The organism is Blautia sp. OM07-19 (assembly GCF_003481595.1).
Classification (GTDB): domain Bacteria; phylum Bacillota; class Clostridia; order Lachnospirales; family Lachnospiraceae; genus Blautia_A; species Blautia_A intestinihominis.
Genome location: NZ_QULA01000014.1, coordinates 37807 through 56238, shown reverse-complemented (window position 1 = coordinate 56238; position 18432 = coordinate 37807). Strand labels below are relative to the sequence as shown.

General features: G+C 45.7%; 16 protein-coding genes. 13 read left to right on the top strand and 3 right to left on the bottom strand.

Features of this window, described 5'->3' with window-relative positions:
- Nucleotides 1–2 precede the first annotated feature (2 nt).
- Both DXC01_RS11055 and DXC01_RS11050 read left to right on the top strand, forming a co-directional pair.
- Nucleotides 3–1367 (top strand): DUF6382 domain-containing protein, encoded by a 1365-nt coding sequence (locus DXC01_RS11055; protein WP_118698908.1) that lies wholly within the window; start codon nt 3–5, stop codon nt 1365–1367.
- 136 nt (nt 1368–1503) lie between these two features.
- Nucleotides 1504–2118 (top strand): rhomboid family intramembrane serine protease, encoded by a 615-nt coding sequence (locus DXC01_RS11050; RefSeq protein ID WP_243111609.1) that lies wholly within the window; start codon nt 1504–1506, stop codon nt 2116–2118.
- On the opposite strand, the gene DXC01_RS11045 is transcribed toward DXC01_RS11050, so the two are convergent.
- A complete protein-coding gene (locus tag DXC01_RS11045) occupies nt 2034–2774 on the bottom strand; it encodes a sensor histidine kinase (RefSeq protein ID WP_022213984.1) in 741 nt (246 codons plus the stop codon). The genes DXC01_RS11050 and DXC01_RS11045 overlap by 85 nt on opposite strands.
- 127 nt (nt 2775–2901) lie before the next feature.
- Between DXC01_RS11045 and DXC01_RS11040 the strand changes: the two genes are divergently transcribed.
- Complete coding sequence (locus DXC01_RS11040) at nt 2902–3303, top strand: HIT family protein (protein ID WP_022213985.1); 402 nt, start codon at nt 2902–2904, stop codon at nt 3301–3303.
- A gap of 24 nt (nt 3304–3327) precedes the next feature.
- Entirely contained in the window at nt 3328–3858 is a 531-nt protein-coding gene (locus DXC01_RS11035) for an RNA polymerase sigma factor (RefSeq protein ID WP_022213986.1), read from the top strand.
- 60 nt (nt 3859–3918) lie between these two features.
- Here the strand turns inward: DXC01_RS11035 and DXC01_RS11030 are convergent, their stop codons facing one another.
- Nucleotides 3919–4989, bottom strand: coding sequence for an undecaprenyldiphospho-muramoylpentapeptide beta-N-acetylglucosaminyltransferase (locus DXC01_RS11030; RefSeq protein ID WP_118698907.1), 1071 nt, complete (start codon nt 4987–4989; stop codon nt 3919–3921).
- Nucleotides 4990–5141: 152 nt separating this feature from the next.
- Here DXC01_RS11030 and DXC01_RS11025 point away from each other — a divergent pair, with 152 nt between their 5' ends.
- The 3 genes from DXC01_RS11025 to DXC01_RS11015 all read left to right on the top strand — a co-directional run bounded on the left by DXC01_RS11025 (nt 5142) and on the right by DXC01_RS11015 (nt 8750).
- Nucleotides 5142–6185 carry a DUF4367 domain-containing protein gene (locus DXC01_RS11025; protein WP_118698906.1) on the top strand — a complete coding sequence of 348 codons (1044 nt, stop codon included), beginning with the start codon at nt 5142–5144 and terminating at the stop codon, nt 6183–6185.
- Nucleotides 6186–6246: 61 nt separating this feature from the next.
- Nucleotides 6247–6774 carry a DUF6147 family protein gene (locus DXC01_RS11020; protein WP_243111608.1) on the top strand — a complete coding sequence of 176 codons (528 nt, stop codon included), beginning with the start codon at nt 6247–6249 and terminating at the stop codon, nt 6772–6774.
- 359 nt (nt 6775–7133) lie between these two features.
- Nucleotides 7134–8750, top strand: coding sequence for an MBL fold metallo-hydrolase RNA specificity domain-containing protein (locus tag DXC01_RS11015; protein ID WP_118252147.1), 1617 nt, complete (start codon nt 7134–7136; stop codon nt 8748–8750).
- An 85-nt stretch (nt 8751–8835) separates the two neighbouring features.
- Here DXC01_RS11015 and DXC01_RS11010 read toward each other — a convergent pair whose 3' ends face one another.
- A complete protein-coding gene (locus tag DXC01_RS11010; RefSeq protein ID WP_022213991.1) occupies nt 8836–9084 on the bottom strand; it encodes a TIGR03905 family TSCPD domain-containing protein in 249 nt (82 codons plus the stop codon).
- A gap of 255 nt (nt 9085–9339) precedes the next feature.
- Between DXC01_RS11010 and DXC01_RS11005 the strand changes: the two genes are divergently transcribed.
- From DXC01_RS11005 to DXC01_RS10980, 6 genes are all read left to right on the top strand, one after another.
- Entirely contained in the window at nt 9340–10044 is a 705-nt protein-coding gene (locus DXC01_RS11005; RefSeq protein WP_022213992.1) for a 5'-methylthioadenosine/adenosylhomocysteine nucleosidase, read from the top strand.
- Nucleotides 10045–10168: 124 nt separating this feature from the next.
- The gene (locus DXC01_RS11000; RefSeq protein WP_022213993.1) at nt 10169–10540 is read left to right on the top strand and encodes a hypothetical protein; all 372 of its coding nucleotides are present in this window, start codon (nt 10169–10171) and stop codon (nt 10538–10540) included.
- Between the two features lie 19 nt (nt 10541–10559).
- Nucleotides 10560–11741 carry a class I SAM-dependent methyltransferase gene (locus DXC01_RS10995; protein WP_118698904.1) on the top strand — a complete coding sequence of 394 codons (1182 nt, stop codon included), beginning with the start codon at nt 10560–10562 and terminating at the stop codon, nt 11739–11741.
- Nucleotides 11738–14188, top strand: a complete 2451-nt coding sequence (locus DXC01_RS10990) for a hypothetical protein (protein ID WP_118698903.1) — start codon at nt 11738–11740, stop codon at nt 14186–14188. The genes DXC01_RS10995 and DXC01_RS10990 overlap by 4 nt, the downstream gene beginning before the upstream one ends.
- A gap of 51 nt (nt 14189–14239) precedes the next feature.
- The gene (galT, locus tag DXC01_RS10985; protein WP_118698902.1) at nt 14240–15730 is read left to right on the top strand and encodes a UDP-glucose--hexose-1-phosphate uridylyltransferase; all 1491 of its coding nucleotides are present in this window, start codon (nt 14240–14242) and stop codon (nt 15728–15730) included.
- A 209-nt stretch (nt 15731–15939) separates the two neighbouring features.
- Nucleotides 15940–18399: a beta-propeller domain-containing protein gene (locus tag DXC01_RS10980; protein ID WP_243111607.1), complete on the top strand. Its 2460-nt coding sequence runs from the start codon at nt 15940–15942 to the stop codon at nt 18397–18399.
- Nucleotides 18400–18432: the final 33 nt, after the last annotated feature.

Sequence of the window (18432 nt, the reverse complement as noted above, 5' to 3'; positions counted from 1 at the left end):
AAATGAGGGCAGAATATAAACGGGATGTAAGTCGTAATTATCTGATCCTGCATGGGGAGAATCCGGTAGATACTGCTTCCTATCAGGTGAGGATGCTGACGGGAAATGCGGTTCCTTCTATATTGAAATGCAGGATCCAGGGGCTGGACGGGAGATTTCTGTTTTATTATGACATTACGTCAAGGCAGTCGCTGGCATCTTTCTATGAGCAGAAGAAACTGAAAGCATCGGATCTGCGTATTATTTTTGGCGGTGTTGTGAAGATCATGGAAGAAATGATGGAATTTCTTCTGAATCCGGATCAGCTGTTGTTATCGCCGGAATATATGTATCTGGATGTGGAAAAACAGAAACTGTATTTCTGTTGTCTGCCAGGAGAAGCAAAGGCAGTCAGCGAGCAGTTCCGGGAGATGACAGAATATTTCCTGCCGAAACTGGACCATGATGATGCGGCAGCTGTGACGATGGGGTATGGAATCTACCGCAAAGCACTGGAAACGGGAGTGCAGCTGGATGCACTCAAAGAGTTTATCTATCAGAGTGGGACAGAAGAACCAGCGGAGAATAAGGAACCGACGAAGCCAGAGGAAAAGATTTCAGAACAAACAGTACTTCGGGAAGAACAAATACCGCTGGATTTTGCAGAGAAACCGCCCGAATGGGAAGAAAAAAGTGAAACCTCGAACAAAACAGGAGGAAAGATTCGCGGAAACTTTGTGTGGATCGGTGGATGCGGTTTTGGGGTGTTCGTGCTGCTTGGAATTCTGGCGGCGTGTTATCTGGGATACCTCCCCGGAGTTCCGATTGAGGCGGTGCTGGCAGCAGCGATCGCGCTTCTGGGTATTGGAGCACTTGGGATGTGGGCAGGTGAGAAAAAGAAGAAAAAGCAGGACGAAACAGCGGAATGGAGAAAGAAAGTCCGCCGGGAATTTACAGATGCCGCAGGGAATACTGAAAAAGCAGAACAGCACAAAAAGTTCCGGGATGAGTACAGAGAAAGACTGCAGTTCGAAGAACCGGAAGAGACAGATTACGGTGAGACAGTCGTTCTTTCCGCAGGAGCAGTCAAGGGACCGTCCAGCCTTGTGAGTAAGGAACCAGGAGAGCTTGCAACGATCTTTCTGGAACGGGACCTGACGATTATCGGCAAAATGGAAAACGCAGCTGATGCAGTGATTCCCAGACCAACCGTAAGCCGGGTTCATGCCAGGATCCGTAAAGATGAGGAAGAATATTTTCTTGCGGATCTGAACTCAAGAAACGGTACTTCTGTAAATGGAAGAATGCTCAGGGCAAATGAAGAATACCAGCTTCAGGACGAAGATGAAGTAGATTTTGCAGAAGCGCGGTATATATTTATAAAATAAGCTGCGGAAGTTTATAAAAAGATAAGATTTCACGGGGACACAGTGCTTGCTATGCAGCAGACCATCTGTTAGAATAAACGGAATAATGAAAATGTTGACCAGGCTGCTGGAAACAGTGACCATCTGACAGAATGGAGTGAGGACTTTGGAAGAGATTCGGAAAGAACCGGTGACGGTCGCATTAATTCTTATTAATGTACTGATTTTTATTGCAGTGGAACTTACAGGGACTTCGCAGGATGCATGGCATGTACTGAACTATGGAGCGGCGTATACGCCTTATATTGTGGAAAAAGGAGAAGTCTACCGGCTGTTTACCTCCATGTTCCTGCACTTTGGAATTGAGCATCTTGTCAACAATATGCTGGTGCTGTTTGTACTTGGAAGCCGGCTGGAGCAGGTGACCGGAAAGATCCGTTTCGTGCTTATCTATCTTCTGGGCGGAATTGCGGGAAATATTCTCTCGCTGGTTCTGGAACTGCGGTCTCAGGAATTTTCTGTATCAGCAGGGGCATCCGGAGCAGTGTTTGCTGTGATGGGAGCGATGATCTATGTTGTCATTCGAAATAAAGGCTGGCTTGGTGATCTGTCTATGAGACAGGTTCTGGTGATGGCAGCATTCTCACTTTATTTTGGGTTTACCAGTTCAGGTGTGGATAATGCCGCTCATGTTGGAGGGATGATAGCCGGATTTGTAATTGCTGTTCTGGCCTGGCATCCGTCCAGCCGGGTTAAGGGAAAATATATATGAAAAGTGCTTCCACTTCCGGGAGCACTTTCGATTTCTATGGAGCCGTGATGGGCTTCGATGATCTGTCTGGTGACAGCAAGTCCGAGGCCGGTGCCGCCGGACTTGTAGGTTATGAAAGGTTCAAATACCCGCTTTTTTTGAGAGGAGGTCATGCCGCATCCGTTGTCAGAGATGGAAATATGTACGTACTGTGCTGAGGATTCGGCACGAAAATGGATGGTTCCATGCGGATGATCGATTGCTTCCTGTGCATTGCGAAGAATGTTCAGAAAGACCTGGCGGATTTTTAACGGATCGAGAGATAGATTGGGGAGATCATTTGGAATATCCGTCTCAAATTCAATACCAAGATAATCAAGTGTGGGGCGAAAGGACTTTGCGATTTCATTTAAACATGCGCTTAAGTCAGTCAAGACAAGGGAAAGCTGCCCCGCATTCTGGTATCTGGTCATGTCGTTCAGGAGAGCATGGATATAATCCAGGTTTGCATAAATATTTTCCCACTGTTCGTCATATGTGAGTTCCGGGTGGGAGGAAGCGAGAAGCTGCAGTTCGCTGGAGAGAAGAGCCAGCGGGTTTCGCAGCTCATGCGAAAACCTGGAAAGCAGGATCTGAAACTGTTCTGTCTGTACCGCAGAATCGATTTTTTCTTTCATAATCTGTCACCTCACGTCAAGTGTAGCATTGGAAAATGCCCACGGCAACAAATTTCGTATTGAAAAAATCAAAGAAATACGTCACAATAGAACCAGAAAACACTATAAAATAAAGGAGAAAACGACCATGGAAAATTGTATTTTTTGTAAAATTGCAAATGGAGAAATTCCGTCAGCTACTTTATATGAGGATGAAGACTTCCGCGTGATCCTGGATCTGGGACCGGCAAGCAAGGGACATGCCCTGATTCTTCCGAAATCACACGCAGCGAATATCTATGAACTTCAGGATGAAACAGCAGGCAAGGCAATGATCCTTGCAAAGAAAATGGCAACGAAACTCAGAGATGGACTGAACTGTGACGGCTTCAATATCGTTCAGAATAACGGTGAGATCGCCGGTCAGACAGTATTTCATTTCCATATGCATCTGATTCCGAGATATGAGGGCGACGGGGTAGGACTTACCTGGAAACCGGGAACTCTGACAGACGAGGACAGAGAAGAAATTCTGGCGAAGGTAAAATAAAATTGCCGGAAGGATACAGAAGATATGATTGAGAATTTTGAAGTCTTTTATAAGGCGTTCCTTCAATTCTCAGTAAACACTGCCCGCAGGATTGTAAAGGATGAGCACATTGCGAATGATATCGCCCATAATGTATTTTCCTATTTCTTTGAACATCAGGACATGCTTGATTTTTCGGATGAAGAAATGCTGATGGCAAAAGTCAGCAGCAAAACCAGAAAGGAAAGTTTTGATTATATGAAACTTTCCTGTAACAGACATGAAATGTGTATTATAGATGCGGATAATGGCGACGAGATTATAGATGAAAAGAGTAATCCGGAAACGATTATCCTCGAACTGGAAGATAAAGCAGAAAAGTATTCGGCATTGGATATGCTTCGCAGGGAAAATCCTCTGAGTTATGAGATCCTGATCAGGACAAGAGTCTATGGAGAAACATCAGAGGAAGTAGGAAAAGAACTTGGGATGAGCAGAAACTGTGTCAACAATCGCAATTCCAGAGCAACAACGTGGATGAAAGAGAAAATTAAAAAAATACGCAGACACCTTTAAGTAAGGATGTCTGCGCAATTTATTGCGTCGCATATCGGTGAGGCATAGTACCTTCCATGCTTATCTGGATGAAACACAGCCCTCGATAAGAGATACGATATGGTGGATAGAATCCATCTGTTTGCTTGCTGCCATTGCTTCTTCGAAGGAATGACGCTCCTGGTAGAGTTTATGGATGGTATCGAGAAGCTTCTGATCGGTGATCTCCTCTTCTTCAAGAACCATGCTGTAGCCCTGCTTTTCGAAAGAACGGGCATTCAGGATCTGGTCACCACGGCTTGCATTGGCTGACAGCGGAATCAGGAGATTCGGTTTGTGAAGAGCACTGATCTCACAGATCGCATTGGCACCGGCACGGGAGATGACAACATCTGCCAGGGCGAAGAGATCCGGCAGTTCGTCTTTGATATATTCGTACTGAACGTATCCGGCTGTGCCTGTCAGTTTCTCGTCCATTTTGCCCTTGCCGCACAGATGAATTACCTGGAAATCCTTCAGAAGTTCCGGAAGGATCTTGCGTACATGGTCATTGATGGATGCTGCACCGAGACTGCCTCCGATAATCATAAGGACAGGTTTGTCAGCGGTGAAACCACAGAACTGACGGCCAGCCTCTCTGTTACCGTTTAATAATTCCTGACGAATTGGAGTTCCGGTAAGAACTGCTTTGTCTTTCGGAAGGCTGTTGACAGTCTCCGGGAAGTTGCAGCAGACTTTGACAGCGGAGGGAATACACAGTTTGTTGGCAAGTCCTGGAGTCATATCAGACTCATGGATGATTGCTGGAATTTTGCAACGCTTTGCAGCGATAACAACAGGGACGGTTACAAAACCACCCTTGGAAAATATAACATCAGGTTTCAGCTGTTTGAGAAGCTTTTTGGCTTCATGGAATCCTTTGAGAACGCGGAACGGATCGGAGAAGTTCTTCGGGTCGAAGTAACGTCTTAATTTACCAGAGGAAATTCCGTAATAGGGAATTCCGAGTTCCTCGATCAGTTTACGTTCGATTCCGTTGTAGGAACCGATATAGGATATCTGATATCCGGCATCCTTGAGAGCCGGGATCAGAGCTATGTTTGGAGTAACGTGTCCGGCAGTACCGCCGCCGGTAAGTACAATATGTTTCATGGGAATTCCTCCTGAAAAATCTTTTTTATTACCAATTACTATGAACCAGAAGGGCAGAATTGTCAAGGAAAGATAGGCAGGAAAGTTACTGTGAACGGAGGGAACAGTAACACATAACGTTGGGAAATTCCATTGGCAGGAGAAATTACTTTATGAGAAAAGAATTTGAAGAAAACGAAGAATCAGAAAATAAATCAGAGAATAACCTGGAAACACAGGATGAAATAGATGACGAAACCTTTCAGAAGATTCTGGAGAAAGAGTTTATAGAGAGGGAAAAACGAATTACGGCAGCACTCTTTGCGGATGATGACGTAGAGGACATTAAGTTCACGAAAGAGGAACTGGACAACTCCTATCAGGAATTCCTGCGCCGGATTGAGAGGGAGAAGAAGGAAAACACGGAATTCTCCGAGGAACTGGTCCCGGATGTGGATGCAGTTCGCAGGAAAGAGGCTGCTTCGGATGAAAAGCGCGTTATTTCTATCGAAGAGATACGTGATCGCCGGAAGAAGACCGCGGAGAGAGAAATGCGCGAGGAAGTTTCGAAAGAAGCGAATACGGAAGAACCGAATGCAAAGAATCGGACGAATACAAAGATCCGGACTACGGGAGGTGGTCTGCACCGGCTTGGGAAAGTCGTGGGAATGGCTGTGGTCTGCGTGGCATGCGTGTTTGCAGCCAGCATGACTAGTGAGGCGAATCGGAAGTATTTGGTGAATAGCGTGCGGATTTGGAGTGGGGATGATACGAAGACGGTAAATTATAATGATCCGAGTAATGAAGATGCTAATTTGGATGAAGATAAGGCGATTGCGGATGTTGAAGAAAAACTAGGTGTAAAAGTACCGGAGTTTTATTATAGACCGTATGGATTTGAATTTGAAAGTTATAAAATTGATGATTTAACTTTGGTAGCTTGGCTTCAATATAAATGTAATGATAGTGTTGTAACATTGATAATAGATAAACAAGATATTAAAACCGCGAGTAAAATTAATAGTTTAGATGGTAATGAAAAAGAAGACATAATAATAGAAAATGAGGACTTACAAATATCTATAAAAGAACTTGGCAATCAAGATGGAACATATGATTATTCGGCTGAATGGTATAAAGATGGAACCTCTTATTTTTTGTTTGGAAAGATAGATTTTGAAGAAATTAAAAAAATAGTTGAAAAAATGAAATTTTAGCGTGATTTTCGCGAGTTTCTGTCGTATTAATAGTGTAAGGGTTGTTTACGACAGAAAGGAAGTGAAAACAGTAAAGAAGAAAACATGGAAACGGATGATGGCAGTAGGACTGACGGCAGGAATGCTGCTGGCAGGAAGTGTTCAGCCGGTATTTGCGGAATCTGACAACCTCATGGATGCAATTTTGAGTGAAGAAACGGATGACGTTGAACTCACAGATGAGGAAACAATGGAAGATTTTTCAGAAGATACTAGCTATAGCCTGCTTCGCGGAACAAATCTAGGTTATGGGACTATAAAAATTCAGAAAATAGCCAGCAATGAAATAGCCATTTATGGTTTAACACAGTGCCATAAAAGCTGTAGTAAGGTGTATTTATCATTGTATTTGGAACGCAAAGTAAATGGTAGTTATGGAACATATAAATATTGGGAATTTACAGGCAATAATACAACAAATGTGCAGCGAACCTTAGACGTTGCAGTTCCAAGCGGCACCTACTATCGCGTTCGTGGCTACCATGCAGCGAGCAATGGAGGCTTGAAAGAATCAACATCTACTCTGACACAGGGTATCATGGTGAAATAATTTCTACCGACCAGCAGAAAAAGAGAAATATTTGCAATAAAATCAACAACTGAATAGCGAAGCACAGGTGCGGTCAGCGGGATGTCAGCATACGAACGTAACGAAAAAAGTGTAAACATCCATTACCTTCCGGCTGACGCGAAGTGCTTGCAATCGCCGATTGCATGGAGAAATATTCCGGATCGGCAAAAACAACATCATACAACATACATACAAACAACATACACAGAAGCGGGGTGAAATTTATAAAAATTTCATCCCGTTTTTGCATCTAAAGACTGTTAAAAACTTGCCATATCGTGTATAATAATTACAACTAGAATGTATTGGAAAAATTGTCAGAAAAAGGGGGTTCGCACATGAAGATTACCTTTATTGGGGCGACGCACGAAGTAACTGGTAGTTGTTATTATCTGGAAGCAGCAGGTAAGAAGTTTCTGGTAGACTGCGGTATGGAACAGGGACCGGATTATTATCAGAATCAGGAAATCCCAGTTAATCCGGGAGACCTGGATTTCGTTCTTTTGACACATGCGCATATGGACCATTCCGGAAACCTGCCCGCTATCTATGCGAAAGGCTTTTTGGGTCCGATCTATGCGACCCAGGCAACCTGTCATCTCTGCGATATCATGCTCCGTGACAGCGCGCATATTCAGATGTTCGAGGCAGAATGGCGTAACCGTAAGGGACGCCGTCAGGGTAAACCGGAATTTGTACCTGCCTACACGATGGAAGATGCCATGGGTGTAATACAGAATTTTGTACCATGCCCCTACGAAAAAACAATTACCCCGGCACCAGGGATTTCCGTTCGGTTTGTAGACGCAGGACACCTTCTCGGATCAGCAAGCATTGAGCTGACCATCCAAGAGGACGGAGAGGAAGAGAAGATCGTCTTCTCAGGAGATATCGGAAACCTTCATCAGCCGTTAATCAAGGACCCGACTTACCTCCACGATGCAGATTATGTTGTCATGGAATCCACTTACGGTGACAGAAGCCATGGGGAACGTCCGGACTATGTTGCCATCCTTTCAGAAGTGATCCAGCATACGTTTGACAGAGGCGGAAGCGTTATCATCCCGTCTTTTGCGGTCGGCCGTACACAGGAAATGCTGTACTTTATCCGGCAGATCAAGGAAGAAAACCGTGTCACAGGACATGGCAACTTCAAGGTCTATGTCGACAGCCCGCTGGCAAATGAGGCGACGACGATCTTTAATGAACATCAGTATGACTGCTTCGATGAAGAAGCGATCGCACTGGTCCAGAAGGGAATCAACCCTTTGATGTTCCCGGGACTCCGTACATCCATCACAAGCGATGACTCCAGAGCCATCAACTATGATGAGGACTGCAAGGTGATCATTTCTGCGAGCGGTATGTGCGATGCAGGACGAATCAAGCATCACCTGAAACATAACTTATGGGATCCAAGAAATACGATACTTTTTGTAGGATATCAGGCGATCGGAACGCTGGGAAGAGCACTGCTCGAGGGTGCCGAGGACGTGAAGCTTTTTGGTGAGACTGTCCATGTAGGCGCAGAGATCCGCCAGATGCCGGGAATCAGCGGTCATGCCGATGTCAACGGTCTGATAGACTGGATCAAAGCTTTTGGCGATAAGCCGAAGAAAGTATTTGTAACACACGGCGATGACGAAGTGACAGAGATTTTTGCCCGCCGTCTGCATGATGAGATGGGACTGGACTCCATGGCTCCGTTCAGCGGTACGATCTACGACCTCAAGGCAAACAACTGCATCTATGAGGCACAGGGTATCCGCATCACTAAGGCTTCCGCTTCCCCGAAGGCAAGCAAAGCCGCAAGAGCATTCCAGAAACTGGTTGCCATGGGACAGCGCCTTATGTCCGTTATCCGCAAGAGCGAGGGCATTCCGAACAAAGACCTCGACCGCTTTGCGAGAGATATCCAGTCGCTGTGTGATAAATGGGACAGAGATGATATCTGATACACAGAACAATTTTATAAACATAATAAATCAGCGGAGGTGTCACTGGCACCTCCTCGATATGCAATGCAAAAGGGAGAGGCTTTTATGCCTCTCCTAATGCCTGTTTTAATGCTTTGGAAAGCTGATCCGGGCAGGAAGTCGGTCTGAAACCACAACGGATTCCTTCCAGTCTGCTGATCGCTTCCTTGGCATCCATTCCCTCGATGAGTTTGGCAACACCCTGTGTATTTCCGGAGCAGCCGCCCTGGAATTTCACGTCGTGAACCTTTCCTGCATCGTCAATATCAAATGAAATGGCGCTGGAACAGACACCAGATGTCTTGTATACCATAGTAAAATCCTCCTTTGAATTCAACATTTACGGCAGAATTCCCTGCCGAATTAATATTATAACAGAAAGCAAAAAAAGTTTCCATATAATCTGAAGTTTTGTTATAATGAAAAAACAGTAACGAAATGTTTACTGAAAGCAGAATAGCCAGTGATATAATAAAAAACTGCCATAGAGAATGGGCAGCTACTGGTTTGATAAAATATAAAGAAATTTTTTACAGATAAAACATACACACAGAGGAGAATAACTATTATGAGATGTATTGGTATCATCGGCGCAATGGAAGTAGAAGTAGAGAAACTGAAAGCACGTATGGAGAACGTAGAGATCACACGCAAAGCCTCCATGGAATTTTATGCAGGAACTCTTGAGGGTAAGAACGTAGTCGTAGTCCGCTCCGGGATCGGCAAGGTAAATGCGGCAGTCTGCACACAGATCCTGATCGACGATTTTGACGCAGAAGTTGTCATCAACACCGGTATCGCAGGAAGCCTGAATGCTGATATCAACATCGGAGACCTTGTGATCTCCACAGACCTTGTACATCACGACATGAACGCAGTTGCATTTGGATATCCGGTGGGACAGATCCCGCAGATGGAGACTTTTTCCTTCAAGAGTGATGAGGCTCTGCGTAAACTTGCCGTACAGGCATGCAGAGATGTGAACCCGGATATCGAAGTTTTTGAGGGACGTATCGCATCCGGAGATCAGTTCGTGGCAGATCAGGGAGTCAAGGACGAGATTGTGAAACAGTTCGATGCTTATGCAGTAGAGATGGAGGGCGCAGCGATCGCACAGGCTGCTTACCTCAACAATGTTCCGTTCCTCGTAGTCCGCGCGATCTCTGACAAAGCAGACGGAAGCGCAGAAGTAGATTACCCGACTTTTGAGGCAATGGCAGTAGAACACTGTGTCAAGATGACACTTCGCATCCTGAATCAGATCCAGGGCTGATTGTTACTGCTCACAGCAGCCGTGAACAGTAACGGTTGAAATCGCCTGATTTCTGGCTGAAAACGCACACTACAGACCTAAGTGCATAGACTATTATAGATAGTGGGAAAAACAGGAGAAACTTATGTACTACGACAGATTTTTTCCATTCTATGTAGCATATGCCAATCCCGCTCTTTATGACGGGGAACGGATACAGGAGCAGGAGTTTGCGCTGATGAAATCTTATTATCCCGAGGCAGCAGGCAGGATCCAGGAAAAAGTGGAGGAAGAATGCCAGCTTCTGGATTACGAAGGAAGCAGACTTTATGACGAATATCCGGATAAATTTATGCTGCATCAGCTGTGCAGGCAGATCCGCACGCAGGTAGAAGGTGAAACGGCAGCCCAGGGTGTACCAGACAGCCTTATGGATGATCTCATCCAGGTCCTTCTCTGCCAGGAAATCTCCCGCAGACGATGCAGAAGACGCAGGAACTATGGTTTATATAGATAGAAAGAATTTACAGTAAAATATGAAAACATTACAGGAATTTTTGGAGGAACAGTTTGACCAGGAAATGATGCTGGCGGTCTTGAGCGGACAGCGCAAAAAAGATGCCGATGTCCCGTCCAAAGTGCGTATACGTCCTGTGGAGATCAAAGGAACTGTCTGTTATCAGGCAACTGCGACAGTCGGTCAGAAAGCCATCCACAAGAACTACACACATGAGGAAGTGACTGCCTACATTACAGACTGCCTCGAAGACGGTTTTTCCCAGCTTCAGATACAGGGACAGCGCAAAGATGCTTCCGTTCTTGTCAGCAAGAAGGGTAAACAGACCATGAAAGTAAAACAGCATCCGGCACTGGAACCGGTGAAGATCATGGCACACAACAGGGTAAAGCAGTATATCCTCAAAGAAGGAATACCAGTCCCATTTCTGGTGGATCTCGGCGTAATGAATGCGCAGGGCAAAGTCCACCAGCACTCTTATGACAAATTTAAACAGATCAACCGTTTTCTGGAATTTATCGAGGATATCCTTCCGGCACTTTCCAGAGAGCGGGAGATCACGATTCTGGATTTTGGCTGCGGTAAGTCGTATCTTACTTTTGCCATGTATTATTATCTGAGAGAACTTAAGGGTTATGATGTCAACATCATCGGTCTGGATCTCAAGACAGATGTAATTAAGAAATGCAGCGGACTCGCACAGAAATATGGTTATGAGAAACTGCATTTCCTGCAGGGGGACATCGCAGATTATGACGGCGTTACGAAGGTGGATATGGTCGTGACACTTCATGCCTGTGACAAGGCAACCGATTATGCACTTGCCAAGGCGGTTGAGTGGGGGGCAGAGGTCATCCTTTCCGTGCCGTGCTGCCAGCATGAGCTGAACGACAAGATCCAGAACGAACTTCTCAAACCGGTTCTCAAATATGGAATCCTCAAAGAACGAATGTCCGCGCTCCTGACAGACGGAATCCGCGCGGAACTTCTTGAATCGAAGGGGTACCGTACACAGATCCTTGAGTTCATCGATATGGAGCACACGCCGAAGAATCTTCTGATCCGTGCGGTCAAGACCGGTAAGAAACAGTCCACAGACAGCCTTGCAGAGATGACAGAGGCACTTCACGCAGATCTCATACTTGAGAAACTTCTCTATCCGCAGGGCATCCAGACAGAGAAGGGAGCACAAAAACTATGAAAAATTTTCTCAAACGGTTTTTGATCCTTCTTGTTGTGTTTGTGCTTGGAGTGGCAGGAACCTCATTTCTTATGAACAGTGAGACAACCGATGACCGTTCAGATATGAATGATTCCACCTTACCGGAGGTAATGGTGCAGTTCGGAGATACACTCACGAACCGCATGTACGGATATAAACAGCCTATGGAGACGGATTTTGTCAGGGACAGCGTAACACCTCTGGATACGACAAAGAAATTAACACTTGCAGTAAATCCATATGATGCGAAAGTCAGAAATCTTTCTTACGAGATCCGGACTTCTGATGGAAGCAAGGTCATGGAAAACCGCACGATCAAGAACCTGGAGACAGGTTCTGATGGATATTTAAGGACAGAGATCGAGATTTCTTCCGGGCTTCTGATGAATCAGGAATATTCTTTTCAGATCACGCTTTCGACGAATCATGGTGATGTCTATTACTATACAAGGGTAGTTTCCAGATCTGCAACGTATACCGAGCAGTATGCGAAATTTGCGAGTGACTTCGTACAGATGAGCCTCGATAAAGACCAGGCAGATAATCTGGCAGCTTATATGGAAACGTCAGACAGTGCTTCTTCGAGGAATTTTGCCGGGCTGAATATCAATTCACCGCTTGCTGATATCATCTGGGGAAATCTGAATCCGCAGTTATCCAAGGCGGGAATTCCGATCATCAAGGATATCAATGAAACAACAGCCAGTATTTCTGTTGAATATGAGATCACGGCACCGGATGAAAATGGAAACGCCGAATATTATCTTGTAACAGATTTTTACAGAATGCGATATGACGAGACAAGAATCCGCCTTCTGGATTTTGAGCGTTCTGCAACGCAGGTTTTTGCCCCGTCGCGTTCTGTGATCAGTAACAGTGGGCTTATTCTGGGAGTTCGGAGCAAAAATGTGGATTACATGACGAACGAAGAGGGAAGTGTGACTGCATTTACGCAGAATGGAGATCTGTGGAGCTACGCACCGGATACCGGTAAGTTTGTGGAGATTTTTACCTTCCGCAAGAATGAAAACAGTGATTTTCGTGACGCGCGGGTAGAGCATGATATCACGATTCTGGATGTCGCGGACAACGGCGATGTTGATTTCATGGTTTATGGATATATGAACCGCGGAGCGCATGAGGGCTACAGCGGTGTCGGAATTTACCACTACAACAACGACAAGAGTGTGATTGAAGAGCAGGTATTTATTCCGTGTACGGAGTCTTATGAATTCCTGAAAGAAGATCTTGGAACATTATCTTATGTAAACCAGAATAACCAGTTATTCCTTCTGATTTCAGGAAATCTCTATAGCATTAATATTAATGAAAATACCTATGAAGTTCTGGGTGATCACATTGACAGTGATGACTTCGGAGTTTCTGCAACAAATGCACATGCAGCATGGAAGATTAAGAGCGGGGATCAGGCAGGCCAGATCGAAATGATTGATTTTGATACCATGGAAACCCGGATGATCGCTCCGAAGACAGCACAGAAACTGGTTCTTCTTGGTTTTATGAATGAGGATATCATTTATGGAATCGTTCTGGATGGAGATACACTGCCGAATGCGAACGGCTACGATATAGATGGAATTTCGACTTTCCGTATCGAAGGCTTTGACGGCACGGTAAAGAAGGAGTATCACCAGGATGGACTGTATGTGGCAGGTGTGACGGTTGGATCAACGCTGATGGAATTTAATCTTTTGCAGAAAAACGGCGATATTTACAAAGCTGTCAAAAAAGACAATATCATGAACAACAACACGACTTCAACGGATCTGACAAGTGCGGAGCAGACAAGCTCAACCCGCCAGGGTGTGATCGTCCGGCTTACGTTTGATGATTCACCGTCAGCAGAGGAGCCGCTGGTTCTTTATGCGAAGGTGAGCAGCGTCGGTGAGAAGACTGTAGATATCCAGGTAGACAAGAGTTCCACAGAGGAAGTTTATTATGTATATGCCAGAGGCGGTCTGGACAGTGTCTGGACAGATCCGGCAAAAGCAGTCCAGCGTGCTGACAAACAGACAGGAGTTGTTTTGAACCGTGCACAGCAGTATGTATGGGAGCGTGGAAATATGAAGACACAGCTTACCCTGAATACTACGGACATTCCGGAAATCATCCGGACAGCTTCTCTGGATGTTCAGAATCTTCAGAATGGTCTGGGTGACAGTGCAAAGGTTGTCGATCTCAGTGGATGCTCTCTGGAAAATGTGCTTTACGAGGTCAGTGCACAGCGTGCCGTGATCGCCAAGACCGGTGCAGATTCCAGTGTTGTGATCGTTGGATATGATCAGTACAATACCTATTTGCTCGATCCGTCTACAGGAGAAGTGAAGCCATATGGAATGAATGACAGTACAGCACTGTTCCAGAGTGCAGGAAATGTGTTTATCACGTATCTTGATCAGAAATAAATGGAAACAAGTTGTTAAAAAACACCACAAAATGACAGGGGGACAACACATATGTTAAGTAACAGTATTGCAAAACTTGTACAGTATGGAATTGAGTCAGGACTTACACCAGAATGTGAGCGCAGTTACACGATCAACCTTCTTCTTGATGTTTTTCATGAGGATGAATTCGTGGAACCGGAAGAAAAAGCTGCTGATGTAGATCTGGAAGAAACTTTGAACGAGCTTCTGGATGAGGCGGTCAAAAGAGGTTTGATCGAGGACAGTGTTGTCTACCGTGATCTTTTTGATACAAGACTTATGAACTGCCTGATGCCGCGTCCGGCACAGGTTCAGAAGGAGTTCTGGGACAGATATGAGAAGAACCCGCAGGAAGCAACGGATTATTTCTACAAACTGAGCCAGGACAGCAACTATATCCGCCGCTATCGTGTTAAGAAAGACCAGAAATGGAAAGTTAAGAGCCCATACGGGGATATCGACATCACCATCAACCTTTCCAAGCCGGAGAAGGATCCTAAGGCGATCGCTGCAGCAAAGAATGCCAAGGCAAGCAGTTATCCGAAATGCCTTCTGTGCCCGGAAAATGAGGGATATGCAGGCCGTGTAAACCATCCGGCAAGACAGAACCACAGGATCATTCCGATCACGATCAACGATACACCGTGGGGATTCCAGTATTCTCCATATGTATATTACAATGAGCACTGCATCGTGTTCAACAGCCAGCATACACCGATGAAGATCGAGAGAAATGCGTTTATCAAGCTGTTTGATTTTGTGAAACTTTTCCCGCATTATTTCCTTGGTTCCAATGCAGACCTTCCGATCGTTGGCGGTTCTATCCTGAGCCATGACCATTTCCAGGGTGGACATTACACTTTCGCCATGGCAAAAGCTCCGATCGAGAAACATGTGACCATTCCGGGATTTGAGGATGTGGAAGCTGGAATCGTGAAATGGCCGTTATCTGTACTTCGTATCCGTCACAAAGATTCTGACCGTCTGGTGGATCTTGCGACTCATGTGCTGGAAGTATGGAGAGGATACACCGATGAAGCGGCATTTGTTTTTGCAGAGACAGATGGAGAGCCGCATAATACGATTACTCCGATCGCGCGTAAAGTCGGCGATATGTATGAACTTGACCTGACACTGAGAAACAATATCACAACAGAGGAGCATCCTCTTGGTGTTTATCATCCGCATGCTCAGTATCATCACATCAAGAAAGAAAACATTGGTCTGATCGAGGTTATGGGACTTGCAGTTCTTCCGGCGAGACTGAAAGAAGAGCTGGAACTTCTCGAGGAATACATTCTCGAAGGCAAGGATATCGCTTCCAACGAAAAAATCGAGAAACACGCTGCCTGGGCAGCAGAATTCCTGCCGAAATATGACAACATCAACAAGGACAACGTTCATGGGATCCTTCAGAAAGAAGTTGGGATCGTCTTCACCCATGTTCTCGAAGATGCCGGCGTCTACAAATGTACACCGGAAGGCAGAGAGGCGTTTATGAGATTTATCGAAACTTTATAAGAACACTAGTATAACAGTTTCCACGAGAGGGACTTCGGCTGTGACAGGCTGAGGCCCCTTTTGTTTATATTCTTTTAACAAAAAAATTTTACAGATAAGCGGGAATGATATGGTACAATAGCACTAATATAAATAAATGGCACAGGGTAAACTTATAATAACGGAAACAGGGCGAAGCAGTAACAGAAATCATGAGGAGAGGTGACTTTATGAAAGATGATCTGAACAAACCAGAAGATAAGAAGCAGAAACAGCCAAAGTTTGAGAAGAAATCCACAGACCAGCGTATGCAGGCGACACCGCCGGTGGATAACTCTGGTGAGGAGGAGATCCCGGAGTGGAAAAGTTCGATCCGCAGGGAGCCGGTGCAGGAGGAGCAGCCGGAACGTAAGATGCCGGTTATCAATAAAAAGTATATGATAGCGGCGGCAGCGGTCGTTGTGCTGGGAGCGGCGGCGTTTGGCGTGGCACCGCGGCTCATGAAAGATCCGGAGACGAAGAAACAGATCGAGGAAGCGAAGAAGCAGGCTGCACAGGAAGAAACTGCGAGCGCAGATGAGAGTCAGGAAAGCGCAGAGCAGGGGGAAGAATTACAGGCAGATGAGGCAGCCCTGAAATCGGATACATCAAATGTAACAGAAACAACAGATGAAACAGATATATCAAGCACCGGGCAGCAGGACAGCAAGGCTGATGGTAAGGAAAAAATCGCCACACCTCCAATCACAGGTCTCGCACATGCTGAGAGCTATGAATCTTTATATGAGATCCTGCACAAATGGCAGAGCGACAGCAACAACTGGAACGCAGCAGACGGTGCACGAGGAATTGAATTGTATTCATCTGATGCAGAGACAGATATGGTAAGCGAAAGCACCGCAGATGCTGTTGCCACGGAAGACTCCTCCGCGGCAATGTATCCGTCTGATATTGACTCCGGTTTTACCTATGATGAATCGCAGGAATCCACCGACCATTCAACAACCAATACACAGGAAGAAAACGTTGACGAGGCAGACATTGTCAAGACAGACGGGACCTACATCTATGCGATGAACAGCAGGGGTGATATCCGTATCGTAGATGCCGTTTCCATGAAACTGGTCAGCGAGATCTCCGGCGACCGTAATGCCGATTATATGGAAATGTATTTAAACGGCGACAGCCTCCAGGTGATCCGCCAGCAGGAGACATATATTACTTATAAAGGAGATATCAACCTTTCTTCATCTGACAGCGGCGACCAGGAAACCAACGCACAGAATAACAGCGACAGTAAAGCTAATAAGAACACCGATAAAGACAGCGAAACAGATAACACCGACACCAACACCGTCCGCGCCAGCTACAGCGTCCCGGTGACAACGGTCTCCATCGACACCTATGACATTTCCGACCGTGAGAATCCGAAACAGACAGGAACCTGCCAGCAGGACGGCACATACCTTTCTTCCAGAAGAAATGGCGGGAATCTTTATCTCTTTACTTCCTACTCCCCGGACACCACAGACGGGGTCGATGCAAAAGTAAAATACATTCCGAGGATTGATGACGAGTACATCGCATACGACCACATCTACCTGCCGGCAGCCGAAGAAACAACAGACTACACCTATGACGGCAAAAACTATCTGGTAGCATCCTCCGTCTCCGATGAGAACCCGGATCAGATCACAGACAGCATGGCAGTTGTCAGCGGCGCAGAGACTTTTTACGTAAGCGAATCCAACATCTATTCTGCTGTTTCCGACTGGACCGCATCCGACACGAAACCGCGCACGGAGATCGTCCGCATCGGTTATGAGGATGGCTTTTTTACAGAAGGAAGCACCGGTTCCGTATCCGGAGAACTCAACAATAGTTTTTCCATGGATGAATATAACGGAAACCTCCGCCTGGTTACAACAACCGCAGGCTGGAACAAAGATTACAGCGAATATACCAGAACCAACGGACTTTATATCCTTGATGCAGACATGAAAACCATTGGCAAGATCGAGAACCTTGCCGATAACGAAGAGATCAAGTCTGCCCGTTTCATGGGAGATACCGGATACTTTGTCACCTACAGAAACACAGACCCGCTGTTTTCAGCAGATCTTTCTGACCCGACGAAACCGAAGATCATCGGCGAACTCAAGATCACCGGCTTCTCCGAATACCTCCATTTCTACGGAGAAAACAAGCTGCTCGGTATCGGCTGGGAGACAGATCCCGACACAGGCAGCATCGAAGGTCTGAAATGCTCCATGTTCGACATCACAGATCCTTCCGATGTCAAAGAGATTGACCGCATTGTTCTCAAGAATGTATCCATCTGCGATGCGCTTTCCAATTACCGCGCGATCCTGGCATCCCCGGACAAAAACCTCTTCGGTTTTGCCTACGGACTGTATAAGAACAGCGGCACAGGAGACTACTACCACACAGAAGAACAGTATTACTACGGACTTCTTTCCTACAGCGAAGAAGACGGTTTTGTTCCGGGAGCATACCTGAACATCACACAGAGCGGTCTGTTTGACGATGCACTCACCAATACGGAATACCGCACCATGAGAGGCATTTATATTTCAGATACGTTTTATCTTGTTACAGAAAACGGCATCAGTTCCTACGATATGACAGACGGATATAAACTTACAGATACTCTTCTCTGGGAATCATAAGAAATCCCGTAATCTCTCATATTTACTCCTTGC

Coding starts and splice junctions, on each gene's coding strand:
- DXC01_RS11055 (WP_118698908.1), top strand. CDS start 3: ATGAGGGCAGAATATAAACGGGATGTAAGTCGTAATTATCTGATCCTG.
- DXC01_RS11045 (WP_022213984.1), bottom strand. CDS start 2,774: ATGAAAGAAAAAATCGATTCTGCGGTACAGACAGAACAGTTTCAGATC.
- DXC01_RS11040 (WP_022213985.1), top strand. CDS start 2,902: ATGGAAAATTGTATTTTTTGTAAAATTGCAAATGGAGAAATTCCGTCA.
- DXC01_RS11035 (WP_022213986.1), top strand. CDS start 3,328: ATGATTGAGAATTTTGAAGTCTTTTATAAGGCGTTCCTTCAATTCTCA.
- DXC01_RS11030 (WP_118698907.1), bottom strand. CDS start 4,989: ATGAAACATATTGTACTTACCGGCGGCGGTACTGCCGGACACGTTACT.
- DXC01_RS11025 (WP_118698906.1), top strand. CDS start 5,142: ATGAGAAAAGAATTTGAAGAAAACGAAGAATCAGAAAATAAATCAGAG.
- DXC01_RS11015 (WP_118252147.1), top strand. CDS start 7,134: ATGAAGATTACCTTTATTGGGGCGACGCACGAAGTAACTGGTAGTTGT.
- DXC01_RS11010 (WP_022213991.1), bottom strand. CDS start 9,084: ATGGTATACAAGACATCTGGTGTCTGTTCCAGCGCCATTTCATTTGAT.
- DXC01_RS11005 (WP_022213992.1), top strand. CDS start 9,340: ATGAGATGTATTGGTATCATCGGCGCAATGGAAGTAGAAGTAGAGAAA.
- DXC01_RS11000 (WP_022213993.1), top strand. CDS start 10,169: ATGTACTACGACAGATTTTTTCCATTCTATGTAGCATATGCCAATCCC.
- DXC01_RS10995 (WP_118698904.1), top strand. CDS start 10,560: ATGAAAACATTACAGGAATTTTTGGAGGAACAGTTTGACCAGGAAATG.
- DXC01_RS10990 (WP_118698903.1), top strand. CDS start 11,738: ATGAAAAATTTTCTCAAACGGTTTTTGATCCTTCTTGTTGTGTTTGTG.
- galT (WP_118698902.1), top strand. CDS start 14,240: ATGTTAAGTAACAGTATTGCAAAACTTGTACAGTATGGAATTGAGTCA.
- DXC01_RS10980 (WP_243111607.1), top strand. CDS start 15,940: ATGAAAGATGATCTGAACAAACCAGAAGATAAGAAGCAGAAACAGCCA.